This is a genomic window from Paraburkholderia hayleyella (assembly GCF_009455685.1).
GTDB lineage: Bacteria > Pseudomonadota > Gammaproteobacteria > Burkholderiales > Burkholderiaceae > Paraburkholderia > Paraburkholderia hayleyella.
The window spans coordinates 3,095,504-3,115,943 of record NZ_QPES01000001.1 but is presented as its reverse complement, the minus strand read 5'-3'; the positions used below and the strand labels follow the sequence as shown (position 1 = coordinate 3,115,943).

General features: G+C 57.6%; 21 protein-coding genes, 1 tRNA gene and 2 pseudogenes. 14 read left to right on the top strand and 10 right to left on the bottom strand.

Annotated elements, in window-relative coordinates; translation table 11 throughout:
* The first annotated feature begins 46 nt into the window (after window positions 1-46).
* Together GH657_RS13695 and GH657_RS13690 are read left to right on the top strand one after the other, a co-directional pair.
* Window positions 47-1,351, top strand: coding sequence for an MASE1 domain-containing protein (locus GH657_RS13695; protein ID WP_153101423.1), 1,305 nt, complete (start codon window positions 47-49; stop codon window positions 1,349-1,351).
* Window positions 1,352-1,373: 22 nt separating this feature from the next.
* On the top strand, window positions 1,374-2,189 hold the full coding sequence (locus tag GH657_RS13690; protein WP_153101422.1) for an alpha/beta hydrolase: 816 nt from the start codon (window positions 1,374-1,376) through the stop codon (window positions 2,187-2,189).
* A gap of 195 nt (window positions 2,190-2,384) precedes the next feature.
* Here the strand turns inward: GH657_RS13690 and GH657_RS13685 are convergent, their stop codons facing one another.
* Both GH657_RS13685 and GH657_RS13680 read right to left on the bottom strand, forming a co-directional pair.
* On the bottom strand, window positions 2,385-3,008 hold the full coding sequence (locus GH657_RS13685) for a class I SAM-dependent methyltransferase (protein ID WP_153101421.1): 624 nt from the start codon (window positions 3,006-3,008) through the stop codon (window positions 2,385-2,387).
* 230 nt (window positions 3,009-3,238) lie between these two features.
* A complete protein-coding gene (locus GH657_RS13680) occupies window positions 3,239-4,291 on the bottom strand; it encodes an NAD(P)-dependent alcohol dehydrogenase (RefSeq protein WP_153101420.1) in 1,053 nt (350 codons plus the stop codon).
* Window positions 4,292-4,663: 372 nt separating this feature from the next.
* Between GH657_RS13680 and GH657_RS13675 the strand changes: the two genes are divergently transcribed.
* A complete protein-coding gene (locus tag GH657_RS13675) occupies window positions 4,664-5,623 on the top strand; it encodes a quinone oxidoreductase family protein (protein WP_153101419.1) in 960 nt (319 codons plus the stop codon).
* A gap of 196 nt (window positions 5,624-5,819) precedes the next feature.
* Here the strand turns inward: GH657_RS13675 and GH657_RS13670 are convergent, their stop codons facing one another.
* Both GH657_RS13670 and GH657_RS13665 read right to left on the bottom strand, forming a co-directional pair.
* Window positions 5,820-6,620, bottom strand: a complete 801-nt coding sequence (locus GH657_RS13670) for a hypothetical protein (protein WP_246174077.1) — start codon at window positions 6,618-6,620, stop codon at window positions 5,820-5,822.
* 104 nt (window positions 6,621-6,724) lie between these two features.
* The gene (locus GH657_RS13665) at window positions 6,725-7,165 is read right to left on the bottom strand and encodes a DUF1214 domain-containing protein (protein ID WP_153101417.1); all 441 of its coding nucleotides are present in this window, start codon (window positions 7,163-7,165) and stop codon (window positions 6,725-6,727) included.
* Between the two features lie 106 nt (window positions 7,166-7,271).
* Here GH657_RS13665 and GH657_RS13660 point away from each other — a divergent pair.
* The 3 genes and pseudogenes from GH657_RS13660 to GH657_RS13650 all read left to right on the top strand — a co-directional run.
* Window positions 7,272-7,529 (top strand): annotated as a pseudogene (locus tag GH657_RS13660) (transposase); the annotation flags it as partial.
* Between the two features lie 204 nt (window positions 7,530-7,733).
* Window positions 7,734-8,012 (top strand): CopG family ribbon-helix-helix protein, encoded by a 279-nt coding sequence (locus tag GH657_RS13655; RefSeq protein ID WP_153101416.1) that lies wholly within the window; start codon window positions 7,734-7,736, stop codon window positions 8,010-8,012.
* On the top strand, window positions 8,000-8,290 hold the full coding sequence (locus GH657_RS13650; protein WP_153101415.1) for a type II toxin-antitoxin system RelE/ParE family toxin: 291 nt from the start codon (window positions 8,000-8,002) through the stop codon (window positions 8,288-8,290). The genes GH657_RS13655 and GH657_RS13650 overlap by 13 nt, the downstream gene beginning before the upstream one ends.
* A gap of 197 nt (window positions 8,291-8,487) precedes the next feature.
* On the opposite strand, the gene GH657_RS13645 is transcribed toward GH657_RS13650, so the two are convergent.
* Both GH657_RS13645 and GH657_RS13640 read right to left on the bottom strand, forming a co-directional pair.
* Window positions 8,488-8,564 (bottom strand) — tRNA-Pro (locus GH657_RS13645).
* 60 nt (window positions 8,565-8,624) lie between these two features.
* A complete protein-coding gene (locus GH657_RS13640; RefSeq protein ID WP_153101414.1) occupies window positions 8,625-9,617 on the bottom strand; it encodes a polyprenyl synthetase family protein in 993 nt (330 codons plus the stop codon).
* 232 nt (window positions 9,618-9,849) lie between these two features.
* Here GH657_RS13640 and rplU point away from each other — a divergent pair, with 232 nt between their 5' ends.
* From rplU to proB, 4 genes are all read left to right on the top strand, one after another.
* On the top strand, window positions 9,850-10,161 hold the full coding sequence (rplU, locus tag GH657_RS13635) for a 50S ribosomal protein L21 (protein WP_096718280.1): 312 nt from the start codon (window positions 9,850-9,852) through the stop codon (window positions 10,159-10,161).
* 24 nt (window positions 10,162-10,185) lie between these two features.
* Complete coding sequence (rpmA, locus tag GH657_RS13630; RefSeq protein ID WP_153101413.1) at window positions 10,186-10,449, top strand: 50S ribosomal protein L27; 264 nt, start codon at window positions 10,186-10,188, stop codon at window positions 10,447-10,449.
* A gap of 171 nt (window positions 10,450-10,620) precedes the next feature.
* Window positions 10,621-11,745 carry a GTPase ObgE gene (gene obgE / locus GH657_RS13625; protein ID WP_153101412.1) on the top strand — a complete coding sequence of 375 codons (1,125 nt, stop codon included), beginning with the start codon at window positions 10,621-10,623 and terminating at the stop codon, window positions 11,743-11,745.
* 81 nt (window positions 11,746-11,826) lie between these two features.
* The gene (gene proB / locus GH657_RS13620; protein ID WP_153101411.1) at window positions 11,827-12,945 is read left to right on the top strand and encodes a glutamate 5-kinase; all 1,119 of its coding nucleotides are present in this window, start codon (window positions 11,827-11,829) and stop codon (window positions 12,943-12,945) included.
* 113 nt (window positions 12,946-13,058) lie between these two features.
* Here proB and GH657_RS13615 read toward each other — a convergent pair whose 3' ends face one another.
* Window positions 13,059-13,649 (bottom strand): CNP1-like family protein, encoded by a 591-nt coding sequence (locus tag GH657_RS13615; protein ID WP_153101410.1) that lies wholly within the window; start codon window positions 13,647-13,649, stop codon window positions 13,059-13,061.
* A gap of 52 nt (window positions 13,650-13,701) precedes the next feature.
* Window positions 13,702-14,364 (bottom strand): RNA pyrophosphohydrolase, encoded by a 663-nt coding sequence (locus tag GH657_RS13610; protein WP_153101409.1) that lies wholly within the window; start codon window positions 14,362-14,364, stop codon window positions 13,702-13,704.
* Window positions 14,365-14,555: 191 nt separating this feature from the next.
* Between GH657_RS13610 and GH657_RS13600 the strand changes: the two genes are divergently transcribed.
* Window positions 14,556-16,292, top strand: coding sequence for a proline--tRNA ligase (locus tag GH657_RS13600; protein ID WP_153101407.1), 1,737 nt, complete (start codon window positions 14,556-14,558; stop codon window positions 16,290-16,292).
* A 133-nt stretch (window positions 16,293-16,425) separates the two neighbouring features.
* Here GH657_RS13600 and GH657_RS13595 read toward each other — a convergent pair whose 3' ends face one another.
* Complete coding sequence (locus GH657_RS13595; RefSeq protein ID WP_153101406.1) at window positions 16,426-16,974, bottom strand: hypoxanthine-guanine phosphoribosyltransferase; 549 nt, start codon at window positions 16,972-16,974, stop codon at window positions 16,426-16,428.
* 105 nt (window positions 16,975-17,079) lie between these two features.
* Window positions 17,080-18,447, bottom strand: coding sequence for a signal recognition particle protein (ffh, locus tag GH657_RS13590; RefSeq protein WP_153101405.1), 1,368 nt, complete (start codon window positions 18,445-18,447; stop codon window positions 17,080-17,082).
* An 80-nt stretch (window positions 18,448-18,527) separates the two neighbouring features.
* On the opposite strand from ffh, the gene GH657_RS13585 reads away from it, so the two are divergent.
* From GH657_RS13585 to ampD, 3 genes and pseudogenes are all read left to right on the top strand, one after another.
* Window positions 18,528-19,439, top strand: coding sequence for a cytochrome C assembly family protein (locus GH657_RS13585; protein WP_153101404.1), 912 nt, complete (start codon window positions 18,528-18,530; stop codon window positions 19,437-19,439).
* A gap of 7 nt (window positions 19,440-19,446) precedes the next feature.
* Window positions 19,447-19,736, top strand: a pseudogene (locus GH657_RS13580) (PP0621 family protein).
* Window positions 19,733-20,338 (top strand): 1,6-anhydro-N-acetylmuramyl-L-alanine amidase AmpD, encoded by a 606-nt coding sequence (gene ampD, locus GH657_RS13575; RefSeq protein WP_153101403.1) that lies wholly within the window; start codon window positions 19,733-19,735, stop codon window positions 20,336-20,338. Before GH657_RS13580 ends, ampD begins: the two are co-directional and overlap by 4 nt.
* The last annotated feature ends 102 nt before the right edge of the window (window positions 20,339-20,440 follow it).

Genomic DNA, 20,440 nt, shown 5'->3' with positions numbered 1-20,440 from the left:
CTGTTCCTGTTGCCACTTGCGAGCGGTAAGACTTTAGAAAATCCTGATGGCAACCACTCCGACTCCGCGTTTTAAGCTAGGGCTGACCTCGGCCCTTCTCTGGGCCACGCTGTATTTCGTCAGTGGCTACATTTCCCATCAGCTTAATGGCCCGGTGGAACTCACGGGTTATATCTGGCTGCCCGCCGGTGTCACGGTAGGCGCATACATGCTGCGGCCTATGCGTGACTGGCTGGCGCTGGGCTGTGCGTTTCTTGTCGCTCAACTGGTGCTGGCGGGCATTGAGCACAGCAATTACCTCAATGCGGTGCTTTTTACCATCAATGAAGTCGGAGCGGCTGCGCTCGCAGTATGGCTGGCGTGCCGCACGCGCTTCTCGCTCGAAGGGCTGTATTTTTTGCGCTCGGTCATCCTGGCTGGCCTGCTGGCGGGTGTTTTCGCTGCGCTCGGCGGCGCGGCCTGGTATGCCATTCTGGATGGAGCCCCGTTGTTGGGCGTTGGCTTCGTGTGGGCCGCATCGGATTTCGTCGGCGTGCTGCTGGTTGTGCCCGTGCTGGCGTCATGGTCGCGTTTCCGGGCACATCGGTCGGGCGATCAGGGATGGTTTGATCTTGTGCTTGGGGTCGTCTCTTTCCTGCTGCTCGCGGCTGGCACAACCCTGATTTTCGATGGCGACAGCAGCGACAAGTTCGGCATGGGCGTGGGCTTCGCGCTGACCTACATTCCCCTGTTTTTGACGGTAGTCATCACGGTACTGCTGGGTGGGCGCAGCGGTTCATTGGCGGTGCTGATACTGGCGCTGATCGTGATTCTGGAGACGGCACAGGGAGAGGGGCCATTCCCGCTGCTCGCTGGGCATCATGGCCATTCGCTGCTGGAAGCGCAGCTTTATCTGGCTATTGCATCACTGCTGGTATTGACGGTCAGCACGTTGAAAACGACCCGTGAGCGGGTGCATGAACGCGTGGCTGTTCTGCAAAACAACATGGAGTGTGCACTGGCGAGCGCCGGACAAATCGCCTACGTGCTGGATGCCGTGTCTGGCTCGATCGACTGGAGTGGCGACGTGCAGCGCGTATTTGGCGTGGGTGTCGACGCGACGCAATTGACGAGTGTGTCGCAGGTGCTTGAGCGTTTGCATCCCGATGATCGGGAAATGCTGCGTACTCATTGGCGTGCCGAAATGGCAGGAGAGAACCGTAATGTTGTGACGTTGCGCATCATGCTGCCGGATGGCGGGACGCGGGTCGTTCGTGACCGGGGGGCGCCGTTGCTGGACTGGAACGTCAATGTGGCGGTGGTGGCGGGTGTCTGGCAGCTCGAGTACCCGCCTGCGCAGGTCGCTGGATAAGCGGCCGGGATACAAGTTCACCATGACTGACCGTACCGGTGTTTTGCTCATTCACGGCCTGGGTGGGACGCAGTACGACCTTGGTTCGCTGCATAAGGCGGTACGCCGGGCAGGGGGGGACACGCACATGCTGACATTGCCGGGGCATGGCACACGTCCTGAAGATCTGGTTGGCGTGTCTGCGGAAGCATGGCTCGATTCGGTTACTGAGCAATACCAGACGCTGGCAGCGGAATACGACACCTTGCATGTGGCCGGCATGTGCATGGGCGCACTGGTGGCGCTGTTGCTGTGCCATCGTGTGCAGCACGCGCGCGGCAAGCTGGCGTTGCTGGCGGCACCCGTATTTATCGACGGCTGGTCCACGCCCTGGTATCGTGGGCTGCGTTACGTGCTGTACCGGGTGCCGGGTGTCGCGGAGCGGCTTCGTGTGGACGAGGGTGAGCCATTCGGAATCAAGAACCCGCTGATCCGGGCGATCGTGAAGAAAAAATTCGAGCGGGGTGACAGTTTTCATTACCCCTGGGTGCCGCTGGACTGTATCCGTGAGGTTGACAGAATGCGCAGCTGGGTGCGAACAGCAGCACCTGCGACGCCTTGCTCAACCCTTGTCTTGCATGCGCGCGAAGACGAACTGACCAGTTTGCGCTCAGCGGAATTTTTGCAGGCTGCGATGCCGGATGCACGCAGCGTCGTCCTGGAGAACAGCTATCACATGATCTGCGCGGACAACGACCGGGATGATGTGGCACGTCATGTGCTCAAATTTTTCGGCTTTGATCCGGTCCATGCAGTGAGTCCCGCGATGGCACGTCGGCAGGCGCAACCCGCGTCGTAATTTTAATTTTTGTGCCGGACAGGTGATCGTTTGTCCGGTGCCGCAGACGTGTCGTTGCCCTGGTGTACCTGTGCCCCTTGTGGGAGCACCTTCCCATCTTTATAAAACAGCCATCAAAATCCGGCTCCATCGCGGGCTTCCCCTCGCGGGTTCTTCGCGCGGGGCCTTCGTCTTGGATGCCGGTTGTCCGTTTTTTTAATAAGGCCGGATAAAGTGAACATTGGCTAGCGCTTGCAACTCTTCATGCGTGCGCTGCGATTTGCTGGCGACCGCCCACAATTCAAAGGCCTGTGGCCGTGCCATGGTAGCGACAACAGGAAACCCCGACGCTGCCAACGTACCATTGAGCACTTTCTCGGTGAAACCACAACGGTGCGCCATATACAGATTGCCTCGCGCCATCGGTGGCCGATGTCCGTACAGAATGTCGATCGGCGCAATCGGCCCGGCGCCTGACTGATAGGCGGGTTCCAGCAACTTGTCGTCCGCGACCAAAGCACACACTGAGCGTAGATCCGGGCACGTGATAATGGCAAAGCCATCCGGCTTGAGCACGCGCAAAAACTCAGCGAGCGCGAGTGGTACCTCGTGCGGATACAGATGCTCGATGTTGTGGCTGGAAAAGATCGCATCCACCGACGCATCGTCAACTCGTGACATGTCCGTCATCGTGCCGACGATATCCGGCTGGACGGATTCATCGATATCGAGCCGCAGTTCGATCCAGTTCTCGTGATTGAACCCGTGGGTTGTGGTGCCTTTGCGCTGCGGGCCGCAGCCTACGTGGAGGAAGGTCTGAGTCGTCGTTGGGTCGGTCATGGCAGTAGCGTTGGGTTGAGGCATTCTTGTGTGTTGCAGAAAGGTCAAGGTGGCGGCAAATTCTCCCACGGGAATGTGCGCTTTTCTAGAATTTTCCGAAACGTATTTGAAACCAGGCCAGGCTCTTCGACGATGAATCTTCTTACCATAGGGAAGTGGGTGCACGAAACGACAACGGGCCTGCAGAGGCAGGCCCGTTGTCTGGAACGGCGATGAATGCAGTGTGCGGTTTAGGGCTTGAGTGAGGCCATGTCGATCACGAAGCGGTATTTCACATCGCTTTTTAGCATCCGTTCATACGCTTCGTTGATTTTTTGCATGGGGATCAGTTCGATATCCGACGTAATGCCATGCTTGCTGCAGAAGTCGAGCATGTCCTGAGTTTCAGCGATACCACCGATCAGGGAGCCTGCAAGACGGCGTCGTTTAAAGATCAGATTGAATACCTGGGGGGACGGGTGATCGTGCTCGGGCGCGCCAACCAGTGTCATCGTGCCATCACGCCGCAGCAGGTTAAGAAACGGATTCAGATCGTGTTGTGCCGCGACGGTGTTCAGAATGAAATCAAAACTGTTCGTCTGCGCCTGCATCTCATCGGCGTTTTTTGATATCACCACCTCATGCGCCCCCAGGCGTTTTGCGTCTTCGATTTTCGATGGCGATGTAGTGAACAGTACGACATGGGCCCCCATCGCTCGTGCGAGCTTGACACCCATGTGTCCGAGGCCGCCGAGCCCGACGATCCCCACTTTCTTTCCTGGCCCGGCCCCCCATTGCCGCAGGGGCGAGTAAGTCGTGATGCCCGCGCACAGTAGCGGCGCGACCCCAGCGGGCTCGAGATTTTCCGGTACCCGGAGCACGAACGATTCATCGACGACGAGATCCGTGGAGTAGCCTCCGAACGTGACGTCACCGCTTTCGCGGTCCACGCCGTTATAGGTGGCAACGAAACCGGTTTCGCAATACTGTTCGAGGCCTTCAGCACAGCTCGCACACGTGCGGCACGAATCGACCATGCAGCCCACGCCAACTCGGTCACCTACCTTGTAACGCGTGACAGCCGGGCCCACCGCAGTGACTTTTCCGACGATTTCATGGCCTGGCACGACGGGATAGAGCGAATTGTGCCATTCGTTACGAATCTGATGCAGGTCGGAATGACAGACGCCGCAAAAGAGGACATCCATTTGCACGTCATGGTCGCGTAGCGGGCGGCGCTGAATCTCGAACGGGGCGAGCGGTGACTGGGCATGCTGGGCGGCATACGCATAAGTGGTGTTCATGATGGCTCCGGCTGATAAGTAGGGAGAAACCAGGACGCAAGCCTAGCCTGGCGCGTGATGCGAGATCAACGTGATAACGGCAGGAATAATAGCGGACCGTCATGGTGAAGCTCCGGGGCAATGCGAATGTAGCGGTAAAGCGCCCGATTTCATCCTGAGTGGCTGGCCTGTTTGCAGCTTGTTCGAGGCGCTCGGAGTACTTTGGACGCGAGCGGCCATTGTCCGGCAAGCCCCTTACACCGAGCCTGCAGAGTGATGAAACGCACGGCGTAAAATTGCGCTCCCCGGCAGACGTCGGCGGCAGATGCTGGAAAAGCAGGTTTAGCCTGGTTTCAAACGACGTGACGAAGTGATCTGACTCAGGAAAACGCTATGAAAGCAGCCATTGTTCACGATTTTGACGCACCGCCGCGTTACGGCGATTTTGCCGATCCCATTGCCGCGGCAGACGAAACACTGGTGCAGGTGCGCGCAGCCGCGCTAAGCCAGCTCGTGCGAGCCCAGGCGGCGGGCAAGCATTACAGCAGCAGCAAGACTGTGTCGTGGGTTCCAGGTGTGGATGGCGTAGGACATTTACCGGATGGCCGCCGCGTGTATTTTGCTTTTCCGCGCAGCCCCTATGGGGCGATGGCGCAAACCACGGTGGTGCAGCGGCGTTACTGCGTTGCGCTGCCCGATGGCCTGGACGATGTCAGGGCTGCGGCACTCGGTAATCCAGGGATGTCGTCGTGGGCCGCGCTGACGCACCGCGCGCATTTTCAGCCGGGCGAGAACGTGCTGATTAATGGTGCGACAGGTGTCTCGGGGCGGCTGGCGGTACAGATTGCGCGCTATCTTGGCGCGGGCAAGGTGCTTGCGACTGGGCGGAATGCGCAAAGTGTGGAGGGTCTCAAGGCGCTCGGCGCTGATGTACTGATTCCGCTGGATGTGCCTGCTGGGTATCTGGCTGAAACGTTCCGGCACGCGATCCGCGAACATCGGGTGAATGTGATTCTCGACTATCTTTGGGGGCCGTCGGCGGAAAGCCTGATTCACGCGGTATCGGTGCATGGCGCCGGTGAGGCGGAGCCGCGCATTCGCTTTGTGCAGATTGGTTCGATCAGCGGCCAGAGCATTGCTTTTCCTGCTGCTGCATTACGCAGTTCCGGGCTAGAGATGATGGGGAGCGGCCTTGGCAGCGTGTCGAATCTTGATTTGCTGGGGTCGATTGCGAGCCTGCTGAAGGCCGCAGCAACTGGCGCGCTGTCGATTGAGACGGAAACTGCACCGCTGGCGGAGGTGGCAGCGGTGTGGCAAGGGGCTGCGGTTGGGCGGCTGGTGCTGACGATGTAAATCGGCGAAGTCGGGCTTGGGAGTGACAAAACCCATGGCCGAATGCGGTTGCGAATGCGAATGCGAATGCGAATGCGGTTGCGTACGGTTGCATGCGGTTCGAATGATTTTCGAGGGAGACTTTAGGCCGTACCCGACTGTGTGGAATCGATCATCCGTTGTCACGCTCCTGGCTTGGGTGACTGAAGCCGCCCTGTTATTTACCGAAAGTCATATTCAATCCCGCAAATATCTGCCATTTCGGCACATTGCCAGAATGCGCGACTGAATACTGTGGTTCGATGAACGCGTTATAAATCGTCGAACCAGACTTCCACGCCTTGCCGCCGCCTAGCCCAACCGGAATGTAATAGCTGCCGTGCTGAAGATCGAAAGTCCAGATACCGGTTGAACGGATGTACCAGCCCTCCGGCAAATTGAAGATGCCGAACGGTTCGGCTGTCAGTGACTGGACTGCGGGTCTGCTACTTTGACCCGCGAAGGAGTGTTGCCACTGGACGAGCGCGCCAAGCAAACGTGCCTTGTTTGCGTTGACGGCAACAGCTGCGAAGCCGGCCTGCCATTTGCCCGTTCCCAGGCTCGGATCGGTGGCGGTCGGCATCGTTATCAGTGGGCCAACGCCTATCTGCGTTTCACCTTGCGACAAAAGAAAAATATCGAAGAGGTTGATATCGCCGAGCCCCGTGTTGTACCCGCCATCAGGGGCAGGCCTTGTGCTAATGGGTGCTGTCAGCCGGAAGATTTGTGGAACCGGAATTAAACCGTTCGGACCCACCGGAATGGTGGGTCGCAGAAGGAAATCGTTGGTATGCGCCTGCGCTCCAAACAGGCTCGGTGCAAAGTAATTCTGAACGTTGAACGACGCCGCCAGATTTAACGGGTTATTGCTCTTGTTGGCGTCATCCGCTGAAGTCTGTGCACATGCCTGTTCATTAACAAGCAGCAATAGCATGAGGCAAGCTGCATAACTGCTTCGGTTGAATTTAATCATCTGCATGCTTTTCTGATCACGCTTACAGGCACGCGAGATCCTGGCCTGGCAGGTCACCTACGAAAAGGTCACCTACGAAAGGCGAGGAACCTCGGTGACGTTATTTTCGACTACTTCACTCTCGTGATCGGTGCCGGAAACCATTGACCTTGTTGAACCTCGTCTTTCGGAACATAGGTACGGAAGTTCAATGAGAAGCCCTTTCCGTCAGGCGTAGGCAACCAGTTGCTTTGCGGTACGTTCTGCGGCCGCACTGGCGCAAGCCAGATACTCGTGCTGCCATCCGGATTCGCCTTCAGATGCGATACGTTATTCAGGTTGTACCGATGCAGGGCATTGGGCACCACGCGATAATCCGGCGCGCTATACAGCGTCACAGACCAGAATCCATTGACATGCAGATCCGGCTTCTCGCCTTTGGGAAACCGGATCTCGTAGGTCTTGCTACCGTCGAGGGGCTGGTTGTCGCTATCGTTGAGACCGACAAAATAGATCGCCTCACTGATGACATTGGCCCACAGTCCGCCATAGTTGACGATGTCGCGCGCCACGTAGTCATTGCCGAACTTGCCGGCGACGTAAGTGACCGACGGTAATGCCCCCGCAAATCCAGCGTCGGGAGAAGTAGAATTTTCTCGTTAAGAGGGAGTTCTGCAGATGAAGAAGTCGAGATTCACGGACAGCCAGATACTGGAAGCGCTGAAGCGCGCGGAGGCTGGACTGGCGGTACCGGAGCTGCGCCGGGAACTGTGCATCAGTTCGGCCACGTTTTATAAATGGCGCTCGAAGTACGGCGGCATGGACGCGTCGATGATGTCGCGCATGCAGGAGCTGGAGGTGGAGAATGCCCGGCTTCGCAAGATGTACATCAAGGAGAAGCTCAAGGCGGAGATTGCCTCGGAAGCACTGCAAAAAAGTTCTGAAGACGCCGAACAAGAAGCGCTGCGGTGTGCCAAGACAGCGGTTGCAGCGAAGCGACTGCCCCGGCAAACGCCACGCCGTCCCAGAAAGCCATGAGCGGGGCAATGGGTCATCTTGGATATTGGGGGCGTATGGACTCAGGCGGCGCTTAGGTTTAAAGTAGTCTCAGGTATTACCTTTTGCTACGGAGGCCGTTTCATGGTTACGGCAACATCCATCAAGCTTGATGATGAACTGAAAGGGCGGGTCCAGCACTTGGCTGAGTCTCGCCGACGTACCGCGCATTGGATCATGCGTGAAGCCATTGAGCAGTATGTCGAGCGCGAGGAAAAGCGCGAGGCGTTAAACCGGGACACGCTCAAGGCGTGGGATGAATTTCAGGCGACTGGCTTGCACGCGACCGCAGAGGAAGTAGATAAGTGGCTCACGAGCTGGGGAACTGAAAACGAACTGCCCTCGCCTGAATGCCACAAGTAATCTTTGCACCGGCGGCTATCCGAGACCTACAGCGACTGCGCGACTTCCTGCGACCGAAGAATCCTGACGCCGAGAGGCGGGCTGGCGAAGCAATTAGACAAGGCGTACAGACCCTCGGGGCTCACCCGCGAATGGGACGTCTCGTCGAAGATCTACCCGAGCAGTATCGGGAGTGGCCCATCGATTTCGGGGACAGTGGTTACGTGGCCCGGTATCGCTTCGATGGCGACGCTGTCACGATCCTGGCTGTCCGGCATCAGAAGGAAGCGGGGTATTGATCATGACCGACGACGAGGCGGCGGCCATTTCGCCGTATTGTCGGCTGGCGCGTTAGCACCCCGATGACCACAGACTTCGTTCTGGATGCACTTTGACGGGACATTCTTGGGACAACCAGATGTGGGATTTACTCTAACTCAACATGAACAGTGAGTTAGTAAAGGATCGATAACTCCTTGATCCTTTTGAAGAATTCTGGTCGGGGTGAGAGGATTCGAACCTCCGGCCTCTACGTCCCGAACGTAGCGCTCTACCAGGCTAAGCTACACCCCGATGTATACTGACGGACTATTTTGGAATTATTTCTAGAGTATTCAGACGTTTGAGTCCAGATTAGGACTGCCTTGCCGTCGAATAAGAACACAAGGATAGCAGGCTTTCTTTATAAATGGAATCTGGGAACACCGAAATGGCCGTTGCCGCCGCCTGTGCTTCCTGCTTCGCGCATTCGAGCGTGTGGTCTAGCGCGCCCGAGCGTGTGATCGCCTCAAAAATAGTGTCGAACCGGTCGGTCCCACCCTGTTCTATGGCTTCGCGGGCGAGTGCCGACTGTTCTGGTGTACCGCGTTCAATGAGATAAATCAGGGGCAATGTGGGTTTGCCTTCGCGCAGATCATCGCCTGCATTTTTGCCCATTGATTCAGCCGTGCCGGTGTAGTCGAGCCAGTCATCCATGATCTGGAACGCAGTGCCGATGCGACGGCCAAATTCCGCGGCGGCGGCTTCGACAGCAGCATCGGTGCCCGCCAGAACCGCGCCTAACTGGGCCGCTGCTTCAAACAGCTTGGCTGTTTTATAACGAATAACTTGCATGTAGCGGGTTTCGTCGACGTCGGCGTCGTGCATGTTCAGCAATTGCAGCACCTCACCTTCCGAAATGACATTGGTCGCTTCGGCCAGAATCTCCATCACACGTATCTTGCCCACGCCAACCATCATCTGGAACGAACGCGAGTACAGAAAATCCCCCACCAGCACGCTGGCGGCATTGCCAAATAATGCATTGGCGGTTTGACGGCCGCGTCGCAGGTCAGATTCATCAACGACATCGTCATGCAACAACGTCGCGGTATGAATAAACTCGACGACCGCGGCCAGTTCATGCCGGTGCCCGGTGGTGTCGCCCAATGCTCCCGCGACGAGCAGCAGCAGTGCCGGACGCAGCCGTTTGCCGCCGGCACTGATGATGTACTCGGAAATCTGGTTGATCAGCATCACCTCGGATGTCAGACGGTGCCGGATGACGCGATTTACCCGCTGCATGTCTTCGGCGACGGGGGCGAGCAGGTCAGTGGCGTTGGAGATGGGGATGGCAGTCGACGGCATGATGGTGAGCTGGGAGAATGCCGCGAATTATAAGGGAATCGCGCTCAATCGTGCCCTAATCATTCCCTACATGCGTCTCATGTTCTTTGTGCGCTATAGCCTGAGTGAATTTGTTCACGGGCTGTCTTGGGACGGCTTGCCGAGAGATTTTGACCGGGCCGCTAACTCTATGTATAATCAAGGGTTTCCGCGCGTGGTGCGTGGGAGAAATGAATCCAGAGTGAGGTTTTCAATGTACGCGGTCATAAAAACCGGTGGCAAGCAGTATAAAGTTGCCGTTGGCGAAAAACTTAAAGTAGAACAGATACCGGCAGACATTGACGCTGAAATCACGCTCGACCAGGTTCTCGCAGTGGGCGAAGGCGAATCGATTAAGTTCGGTACGCCACTGGTCAGTGGGGCTTCCGTCAAGGCTACCGTTGTGTCGCACGGTCGGCATGCCAAAGTGACCATCTTCAAGATGCGTCGCCGGAAGCACTACCAGAAGCATGGCGGCCACCGCCAGAACTATACCGAACTGCGCATCGACGCGATTACCGCGTAAGCGCGCCGGTCAAGGAGTAATCACATGGCACACAAAAAGGCAGGCGGCTCCTCACGGAACGGCCGCGACTCCGAGTCAAAACGTCTCGGCGTGAAAGTTTATGGCGGTCAGGCAATCAATGCTGGCGGCATCATCGTGCGTCAACGCGGCACACGTATGCATCCGGGCGACAACGTCGGTATCGGCAAGGATCACACCTTGTTCGCGCTGACAGACGGTCACGTCAAGTTCACGATCAAAGGCGCTGGCAAGAAGCATCTGGTCAATGTAATCCCGGCAGCAGTCTGAATTTAATCAGGCACGGGCTTTAAAGACCGGAACAAGGGCCCCGCGAAGTTTGCGGGGCTTTTTTATTGTCGTGAGCCGTGTCAGCTAGCCGCTTGGCTAGCTGACAAGGTCGCGTAAAGTGCGACAAAATCAGCACGGCAAAATCACAACCCTGACGGGACGGAGTAACGCATGAAGTTCATTGACGAAGCGAGAATTGAAGTCATCGCCGGTGACGGAGGGGATGGCAGTGCGTCGATGCGCCGCGAAAAATTCGTCCCGTTTGGTGGGCCGGATGGCGGCGATGGCGGGCGCGGCGGTAGTGTGTACGCGCTGGCCGATCGCAATATCAACACGCTGATTGATTACCGTTATGCCAGGAAACATTTGGCGCGGAATGGCGAAAATGGCCGCGGTGCAGATTGTTACGGCAAAGGTGGTGATGACATCACGCTGCGCATGCCGGTCGGTACGATTATTACGGATATGGAAACTGGCGAGCTGATCGCTGATCTCACCGAACATAACCAGTCGGTTCAGATTGCCAAAGGTGGCTCGGGCGGGTTGGGCAACCTGCATTTCAAGTCCAGCACGAATCGCGCGCCACGTCAGAAAACCGAAGGTAAGCCGGGTGAACGCCGAATGGTGCGGCTGGAACTAAAGGTGCTGGCTGATGTGGGATTGCTCGGTATGCCCAATGCCGGAAAATCAACGTTTATTGCATCGGTCTCGAACGCCAAGCCTAAAATTGCCGATTATCCATTCACGACGCTGGCGCCCAATCTTGGGGTGGTTCGGGTCGGGCCGAGCCGGAGTTTTGTGATTGCGGATATTCCCGGGCTGATTGAAGGTGCGGCTGAGGGTGCGGGTCTGGGCCACCAGTTTTTGCGACATCTGCAACGTACTGGCTTGCTGTTGCATATCGTTGATCTGGCACCGTTCGATGACGCGGTCGATCCTGTCGCTGAGGCTAAAGCCATTGTTAATGAGCTGCGCAAGTACGACGAACTGCTTTATGAAAAAGCGCGTTGGCTCGTACTCAACAAGCTCGATATGGTCCCCGAAGACGAGCGCATCGCGCGCGTGGCTTCGTTTCTCGAAGGCTTTGGCTGGGACGGCCCTGTCTTCGAAATTTCGGCTTTGACAGGACAAGGGTGCGAGAGCCTGTGCTATGCGGTGTATGACCATATCGCGGCACATTCTGAGGCCCAGCGTGCGGCAGAAGCCGAAGAATTGGCTTCCGATGTCCGCTTCCGTGAAAAATCGTCAGGTGAGTCAGGCGATACGGCTAGCAAGCCTGGCGAGCCACAAGAATAAACATCGCATCGTAATTCGAGTTACCCGCATGCCTCGTGTTCGTGTCCGGTATGCGTACAACATATTGGGAGAGCGCACATCATGCGGTCCGTCATCGCAGATTCCAAACGGCTGGTTGTCAAAGTCGGGTCGAGCCTTGTTACCAATGACGGGCGAGGGCTCGATCATGCAGCCATTGGCCGCTGGGCCTCGCAGATCGCTGCATTGCGCACTCAGGGTAAAGAGGTTGTGCTGGTCAGTTCCGGGGCGATTGCCGAGGGTATGCAACGTCTTGGCTGGAGCAAGCGGCCGCGTGAAATCGCTGAACTACAGGCGGCAGCCGCAGTTGGGCAAATGGGGCTGGTGCAAGTGTATGAAAGCCGCTTTGCCGAGCATTCAATTCGTACCGCGCAAATCTTGCTAACGCATGCTGATCTGGCGGACCGGGAGCGCTATCTGAATGCGCGCTCGACGCTCCTGACACTGCTGCGCCTGGGTGTCGTGCCGATCATCAACGAGAACGACACGGTGATCACCGATGAGATCAAATTCGGCGATAACGATACGCTCGGTGCGCTGGTGGCGAATCTGATCGAGGGTGACGCGCTGGTCATTCTTACCGATCAGGCGGGTCTTTACACAGCTGATCCGCGTAAGGAGCCTTCGGCACAACTGGTTGAACAAGCTGATGCCGGTGCGCCAGAGCTGGAGGCCATGGCCGGTGGCGCGGGTTCAAGTCTGGGCCGGGGTGGCATGCTCACCAAAATTCTGGCGGCTAAACGCGCGGCACATAGTGGGGCCAATACCGTGATCGCAAGCGGTCGGGAAGCCGATGTCCTGGTTCGGCTGGCTTCGGGCGAAGCCATTGGCACGCAACTCATAGCCCGTACCGCACGAATCGCGGCGCGCAAGCAATGGATGGCGGATCATCTGCAAGTTCGTGGCCATGTGCTGATCGACGATGGTGCGGCTGACAAGCTGAGATCAGACGGCAAAAGTTTATTGCCAATTGGCGTAGTTGAGGTGCAGGGGGCATTTGCACGTGGCGAGGTGATTGCGTGCCTGAATGCAGCGGGAACGGAGGTCGCACGAGGGTTGACCAATTACAGCAGCGCGGAAGCCCGGCTGATTCAGCGTCGCCCTAGCGCCGAAATCGAATCAGTGTTGGGCTACATGCTGGAGCCGGAGCTGATTCATCGGGACAATCTGGTGCTGGTCTGACATTGGGTATTACGCAACGTCGTTCATTGTAAAAAAGCCGCTTCACGTTATTGTCGATAACGTGAAGCGGCTTTTTCAACAATGTTCATTAATGAGATTGACGGAACTCCGGTTTAATGAATCCAGCCGCTTTCGGTGGTTCGTTTGTAACGCATATTGTTGACGATCTGCTTGGCTGTTCCGATCGGCATTTTGCTGGTGCAGAAATAATCCTGATACAGGGCGGCATGATAGGCATTCAGCTCGCTATTTTCGATTCGCCTCCAGTCGTTTGCCACGGTTTGATCCCAGCCGTTGTGATCGGCATCGAGGCCCGCATACAGGCGCCAGCTATAGGTGTCGCAGCGGATCCCTTCGTAGTTCACATTGCGCGCGCCGCCAGGGCTTGTAACCACCACGGTGTAGCGAACCACGCCATCCGTGCCGACGCTAAGCGAGCGGGCATCGAGTGAAAACCGCAGAGGGGTATTTTGCGATACTTCAAATGGCAAGAGGTCGCTGTTTTGCGGTAACGGTGGCAAACCTTCAAGCTTGTTTTCGACCCAGTTACTGGGGCGATCCAGCAAGTAGGTGAATGCGCTGTCGTCCTTGTTGGACGGTGTGTTGGAGCAGCCGGCCAACAGCGCGGCGGAAATAGCCGCCGCAACGAATATAAGCGTTTTTGCTTTCAATATGAGTTCCCTGGAATGCCGGTGCGGTGGCATGTTTGCCGCACCGGCAGATGTGCCCGACGCACCGTGCCCGCCTGAACGTGCGCTAGTCACGCAGGCTGGGCAGGCCAGCCGCCGCGTCTTCGACTGGAGCGCTGCAGTCTGATTTGATCAGCACAGACTGCAGCGAGGTCTCGACATCGGCAGAAACGTCAGTAGTGGTGACCGAGGTTTCTTCTATTTGAGACAGGTGCGCCATCTGCGGAGTTTTGCCAGACTTTTCCGCGCGCGGCGAAGCCCGGCGCAAAAAACGGGATAGCTCCGTCAACGCCAGTTGATAAACGTCCCGCTTGAATTCAATCACGCAATCTAGCGGTACCCAGTATTCATTCCAGCGCCATGCATCGAATTCCGGGTGATCTGTCGCGCGCAAGCAAATATCGCAATCGCGCCCGAGCATTCGAAGCAGGAACCAGATTTGTTTCTGGCCACGGTAGTGGCCGCGTACTTCGCGCTTGATGAACTTGTCCGGCACCTCATAACGCAACCAGTCGCGTGTGCGACCGATCACCTTGATGTGTTCAGGACGCAGCCCGGTTTCTTCGTGTAACTCCCGATACATCGCTTGGACGGGGGTCTCGCCATACTTGATGCCCCCTTGCGGAAACTGCCAGGAATGTTCACGGAGCCGTTTGCCCCAAAACACTTCATTGTGTGCGTTCAAGAGGATGATGCCGACGTTCGGGCGAAAGCCTTCACGATCCAGCATACAACCACCTTCGAATCCTTTAAAATTGCTTTGATTATAAACAGATAACGGACCCGGCGCAGCGGTTCGCCGCAGAATGGCACGATTTGCTCCGGCATGCCGCCTGGCGCTGTCACAGCGGGTTCGCATTCCACCTTGTTTTTGAATCTTTGCGCGGCACAGCTTGTGCCGCCGCTTTTGGAAAATTCTGAATGAAAGCCACCCAGTTTTTTATCGGCACGCTAAAAGAAGCCCCTGCTGACGCCGAAATCGTCAGTCACAAACTCATGGTGCGCGCGGGCATGATTCGCCGCGTTGCGGGCGGCATCTACAATTATTTGCCGGTGGGTTTGCGTTCGATTCGTAAAGTCGAAGCGATTGTCCGCGAAGAAATGACGCGGGCGGGGGCCATCGAGCTGCTGATGCCCGCCGTGCAGCCCGCTGAGTTATGGCAGGAGTCCGGCCGCTGGGAACAATATGGCCCGGAGTTGCTGCGCTTCAAGGATCGCCGCCAAAATGATTTTGTGATTGGGCCGACGCACGAGGAAGTCGTCACGGATATCGCGCGTAACCAGATCAAGAGTTACCGCCAGATGCCGGTTAATTTTTATCAGGTTCAGACGAAGTTCCGCGATGAGATTCGTCCGCGTTTTGGCGTGATGCGCGGCCGTGAATTCATCATGAAAGACGCGTATTCATTCGATAAGGATCTGGCTGGTTTGCAGGCGTCATATCAGAAGATGTACGACGCCTATGTGCGTATTTTTACCCGTTTGGGGCTCGATTTTCGTCCGGTGGCGGCGGATAACGGCTCGATTGGCGGTAGCGGCTCGCATGAGTTCCATGTGATTGCCGATACGGGCGAAGATGCGATCGCGTATTGCCCCACGTCAGATTTCGCCGCGAACGTGGAGGCCGCCGAGGCTTTGCCGCTGTATGCGGAACGCGCGGAGCCCACGGCCGCCATGCAAAAAACGGCCACGCCGGGTAAGGCAAAATGCGATGCCGTGGCCGAACTACTGGCTATTCCGCTTGAGCGCACGATCAAATCCATCGTGCTGGCCACTGACAACGAGGGGGCTGAACCCACTCTCTGGCTTTTGATGCTGCGCGGTGACCACGACCTGAACGAAATCAAGGTGAGCAAGCTGCCTGGCCTCGGCACGTTCCGTTTTGCCACTGAAAACGAAATCATCGAATGGTTTGGCACGCCGCCGGGCTATCTCGGGCCGCTAGGGACGAAAAAACCGGTCAATGTGATCGCCGATCGTACGGTGGCTAACATGAGCGATTTCGTTGTTGGCGCCAACGAAGTGGATTTCCACATGACGGGTGTGAACTGGGGGCGTGATTTACCGGAGCCTGTCGTCGCGGATCTGCGTAACGTCAAAAAGGGCGATCCATCGCCGGATGGCAAAGGCGTGCTTGATATTTGCCGCGGCATCGAAGTGGGCCACGTGTTTCAGCTTGGCAGCAAGTATTCCGAGGCGATGAATGCAACCTATCTCGACGAATCTGGCAAACCGCAGGTCATGATGATGGGGTGCTATGGCATTGGCGTGACACGTATTCTTGGCGCTGCGATCGAACAGAATTTCGATGAGCGCGGCATTATCTGGCCCGAGGCCATTGCGCCATTTGAAGTCGTGTTATGTCCGATGGGGTATGACCGCAGCGATGCCGTTCGTGAACAGACCGACAAGTTGTATGCAGCGCTCATGGCGGCAGGGGTGGATGTGATTCTCGATGATCGCGGTGAGCGCCCAGGCGTAATGTTTGCGGATTGGGAGCTGATCGGCGTGCCGCACCGTGTGGTGATTGGCGATCGTGGGCTGAAGGAGGGCCGGGTTGAATATCAGGGCCGGCGCGAGAGCGAGGCCACGCTGTTGCCGGTTGATGGAGCCGCGCAAGAGGTGGTCGAAAAAATTCGTGCAAGGCTGGCGGGCTAGATGCGTCGCCGGGTCGAATAGGTACAGTTCAAGGTGCAGTTAAGCGTTTTAGTAAAAGAAAAGCGGCCAAGGCCGCTTTTCTTTTTGTGTATCCGGGATTCGTTCTGAAACGGTAACGGTTAGGCTTTACCGCTCAGACGCTGGTTAGCGCACGAATGCCGGGCAGGTTGCGCCAATATCCCTTCGCGTCCATGCCGCAGCCGAATACATAGCGGTTGGGCACCTCGAAGCCACAAAAGTCGGGTCGCAGCGGCTTGTCTTGCGGAATATTTTTTTCGCACAGTACCGCGCTCATAAAACGTTTAGCGCCCATTGCGAGAATCCGGTCCCGGATTGCGGCCATTGTTTCGCCTTCGTCAAGAATGTCATCTAGTACGAGTACGACCCGGTCTTTAACGGATTCGGCGGGCGCCACGCGCCATTGCATGTCGGGGCCGCCCTGAGTGGTATTGCGGTAGCGGGTCAGGTGGATATAGTCGAATTCGAGCGGGAAGTCGAGGTGCGGCAGCAACATGCCGGTGAATACCGCAGCGCCGCCCATCACGGAAAGTACCAGTGGGAAGTCGTTGTGCATCTCGGCGCGAATGGCGGCCGCCATGGTTTCGATGGAGGATTTGACGTCGCGGGCCGACACGATTTCTTCGGACTGGCTAAGTATCTGCAGGGCTTCTTCTCGGTTCATGACGTCTGGCGAGTGGTAACGGGTCGGGTGGGTCGGATATGAAGAGGAGCGCCTGTGGGCGCTCGTCATGGGGGCGGATGTACGGATGTACCAACGGCAGCGAGATTAACGCATGCCGGGCAGCATGCCTTTCATGCCGCGCATCATTTTTTGCATATTGCCGCCTTTGAGTTTTTTCATCATGGTGCGCATCTGGTCATACTGGTTCAGCATGCGGTTGACCTCTTGCACCTGCACGCCCGCGCCCCTGGCAATGCGGCGTTTGCGGGTCGCCTTGATCAGTTCGGGTTTGGCGCGTTCAGCGGGGGTCATTGAATTGATGATGCCTTCCATGCGGCGCATCTGTTTTTCTGCCTGCCCCATATCGGCCCCAGAGGCCGCCTGCTGAAACTGTGCGGGGAGTTTGTCCATCAGGGTGGACAGGCCGCCCATGTTTTTCATCTGCGACAGTTGTGCGCGGAAATCATTGAGATCGAAGTCTCCGCCTTTTTTTACCTTGTCGGCAAGCTTTTGCGCCGCCTGGACATCCACGCCGCGTTGAGCTTCTTCGACCAGTGCAAGGATGTCGCCCATCCCGAGAATACGGTTTGCCATCCGCTCGGGATAGAAGATTTCGAGCCCGTCGAGCTTTTCGGCGACCCCGACGAACTTGATCGGCTTGCCTGTCACGTGACGTACCGACAGCGCGGCACCGCCACGTGAATCGCCATCGAGCTTGGTGAGCACCACGCCCGTAAGCGGCAATGCATCATTGAAGGCCCGGGCGGTATTAACCGCATCCTGGCCGGCCATGGCATCGACGACGAACAGGGTTTCGACCGGATTGAGCGCGTGATGCAGCGCGGTAATTTCCTGCATCATCGCTTCGTCAATGCCGTGGCGGCCAGCGGTATCGACCAGCAAGACATCGTGATAGTGACGCTTCGCCCAGTCCAGGGCGGCGCATGCGATATCGACGGGTTTTTGTCCGGGTTCGGATGGGAAGAAGTCCGCGCCGACTTGAGCGGTGACGGTTTGCAACTGGGCGATGGCGGCGGGCCGGTAGACGTCACACGACACCGTGAGGACTTTCTTTTTATATTTTTCGCGGAGCAGTTTGGCGAGCTTGCCAACCGTTGTGGTTTTGCCCGCGCCCTGTAGCCCAGCCATCAGGATAATGGCGGGCGGCGTGACAGACAGATTGAGTTCGGCCGCCTGGCCTTCGTAGTCGCCGCCAATGATCGCAGTCAGTTCGCGCTGTACGACGCCGACTAGCGCCTGGCCTGGCGACAGGCTGCTGAGGACTTCTTCGCCTAGCGCTTTCTCTTTGACCTTGGCGACAAATTCGCGCACCACGGGCAGCGCGACATCGGCGTCGAGAAGGGCGAGCCGCACTTCTCGCAGCATTTCCTGTGTGTTGGCTTCGGTAAGCCGGGCTTCGCCGCGCAGCGTTTTGACGACGCGCGCCATCCGTTGAGTGAGAGTATCGAGCATGGGGAGCAGTCAGGCAATGCGGCCCGTGCTGTATGCGAAGCAGGGGCATCGCGGGGCAGGGCCTAGTGTAAACTTCGGATATGGATATTGTACTGTATGCCCTCACGGCGCTTCTGTATGGCGGTCTTGCACTATCGGGCTGGTACGCGCACCGGCAGGACGGTGCGCAACTGATGCCCGCCCATGTGCCGTCCCTCCCAAGCCGCTCCGGCAGCGTGCCGGACCTCGGCGTCTCCGGGCGCATCATGCTGCTGGCAGCGCTGCTCACGCATGGCGTGCTGCTGCATGTCACCATCTTTCCGCAAAACGCCATGGTGTTTGGTTTCGCGTTCGCGTTGTCGGCGATGTTCTGGCTTGGCGTTGGCATTTACTGGATCGAGAGCTTTTTCTTTCCGCTCGATGGCTTGCAGTTGCTGCTTTTGCCGCTTGCGTGCGTGGCATCGCTGTTGCCGCTGGCATTCGGTGGCGTGCGTGTGCTGCCTTATTCGGCCGCGCCGCTTTTCAAGCTGCATTTTTTGATTGCCAATGTTGCTTACGGGCTTTTTGCCATTGCTGCGCTGCATGCTATTTTGATGCTGCTCGTAGAACGCCGGCTACACGCAATGCACGGTGGTGCACTACAACTACAAGGCCGCGCAGCAGGCAATGGCTGGCTTTCGGGCTGGCTCGATACGCTGCCGCCTTTGCTTACACTCGAAAAACTGCTGTTTCGTCTGATTGGCGCGGGCTTCGTGCTACTCACGCTGACGCTGCTTTCGGGCATCCTGTTTAACGAACAACTGGCTGGACGAGCGCTCGTGCTGGATCACAAGACAGTGTTCGCACTGCTCTCGTGGCTGATGTTCGGAGCACTGCTGACCGCGCGCAAGGTGTCGGGCTGGCGCGGCCGTGCGGCCTTGCGCTGGGTGCTGGCGTCGTTTGTCGCGCTTTTGCTCGCGTATGTCGGCAGCCGTTTCGTTTTCGAGGTGCTCATGCACCATCCTGTGATCTGAACACATCATGCGACAAATTTTTCTGCTGATTGTGCTGTTTATCGCCGGGCACTGGTTATCTCGCGCGCTGCGGCGCTCCCAGGAGCGTACCTCGTCGCGTACCCGGCCCCATCCGGCAGACGGTGCCAGGCCTGCGGCGGCGAGTTCCCCCGCCTTGCCGAGCCCATGATTCGCTGTGTCGAGTGCGGCGTGCATGCGCCAAAGAGCGATTCGATTGTCGTGGCAGGGAACACATTTTGCTGTTCCGATCACGCGCAACGTTACGCTGCGCGGCCCGCCAGCCACGAGGCGCAATGAGCACAGGTTTCGACGTTGCGCCCGATGGCTGGAGCGCGGCGGCGCGCAGACTGCCGTCACCTCATGCCGACGAGCGCCCGGATGGTGTGGCGCCGACACTGATCGTCATTCACAACATCAGTCTGCCGCCGGATACGTTTGGCGGCGATGCGATCGCCGAGCTTTTCCAGAATCGCCTCGATTGCTCCGCCCATCCGTATTACGACGCCCACTTGCGGGGTGTTCGGGTGTCGGCGCATTTTGTGATTCATCGTAGCGGCGCGCTGGAGCAATTCGTTTCGTGCAACCAGCGCGCCTGGCATGCCGGCTTGTCGAGTTTTTTCGGGCGCGAGCGCTGTAACGATTTTTCGCTGGGGATCGAACTCGAAGGCAGCGACACATTGCCTTTCGAGCCAGCGCAGTATCAGGTGCTGGCAAAACTCGTTCAGGCACTCATGGTGCGTTATCCGGTCAGCGCGATCGCGGGCCATGCGGATATCGCGCCCGGCCGCAAAACCGATCCGGGGCCGCATTTCGAATGGGTTCGCCTTCAGCGCGATGCCGCACTCGCAGACCACTACTTCCCCTATCTTTCTGCTCCCGGGCCGTTTGCCGCCCGCTAAGGTAGCGTTTCGACCTGCATCAAAGTGTTGCTCGCCGCGTGTTTTTGCGTTGGCCTTATGGCGTCCCGTGCGAATAAAAGTCAAGCCAGGGTGGGCAAATAA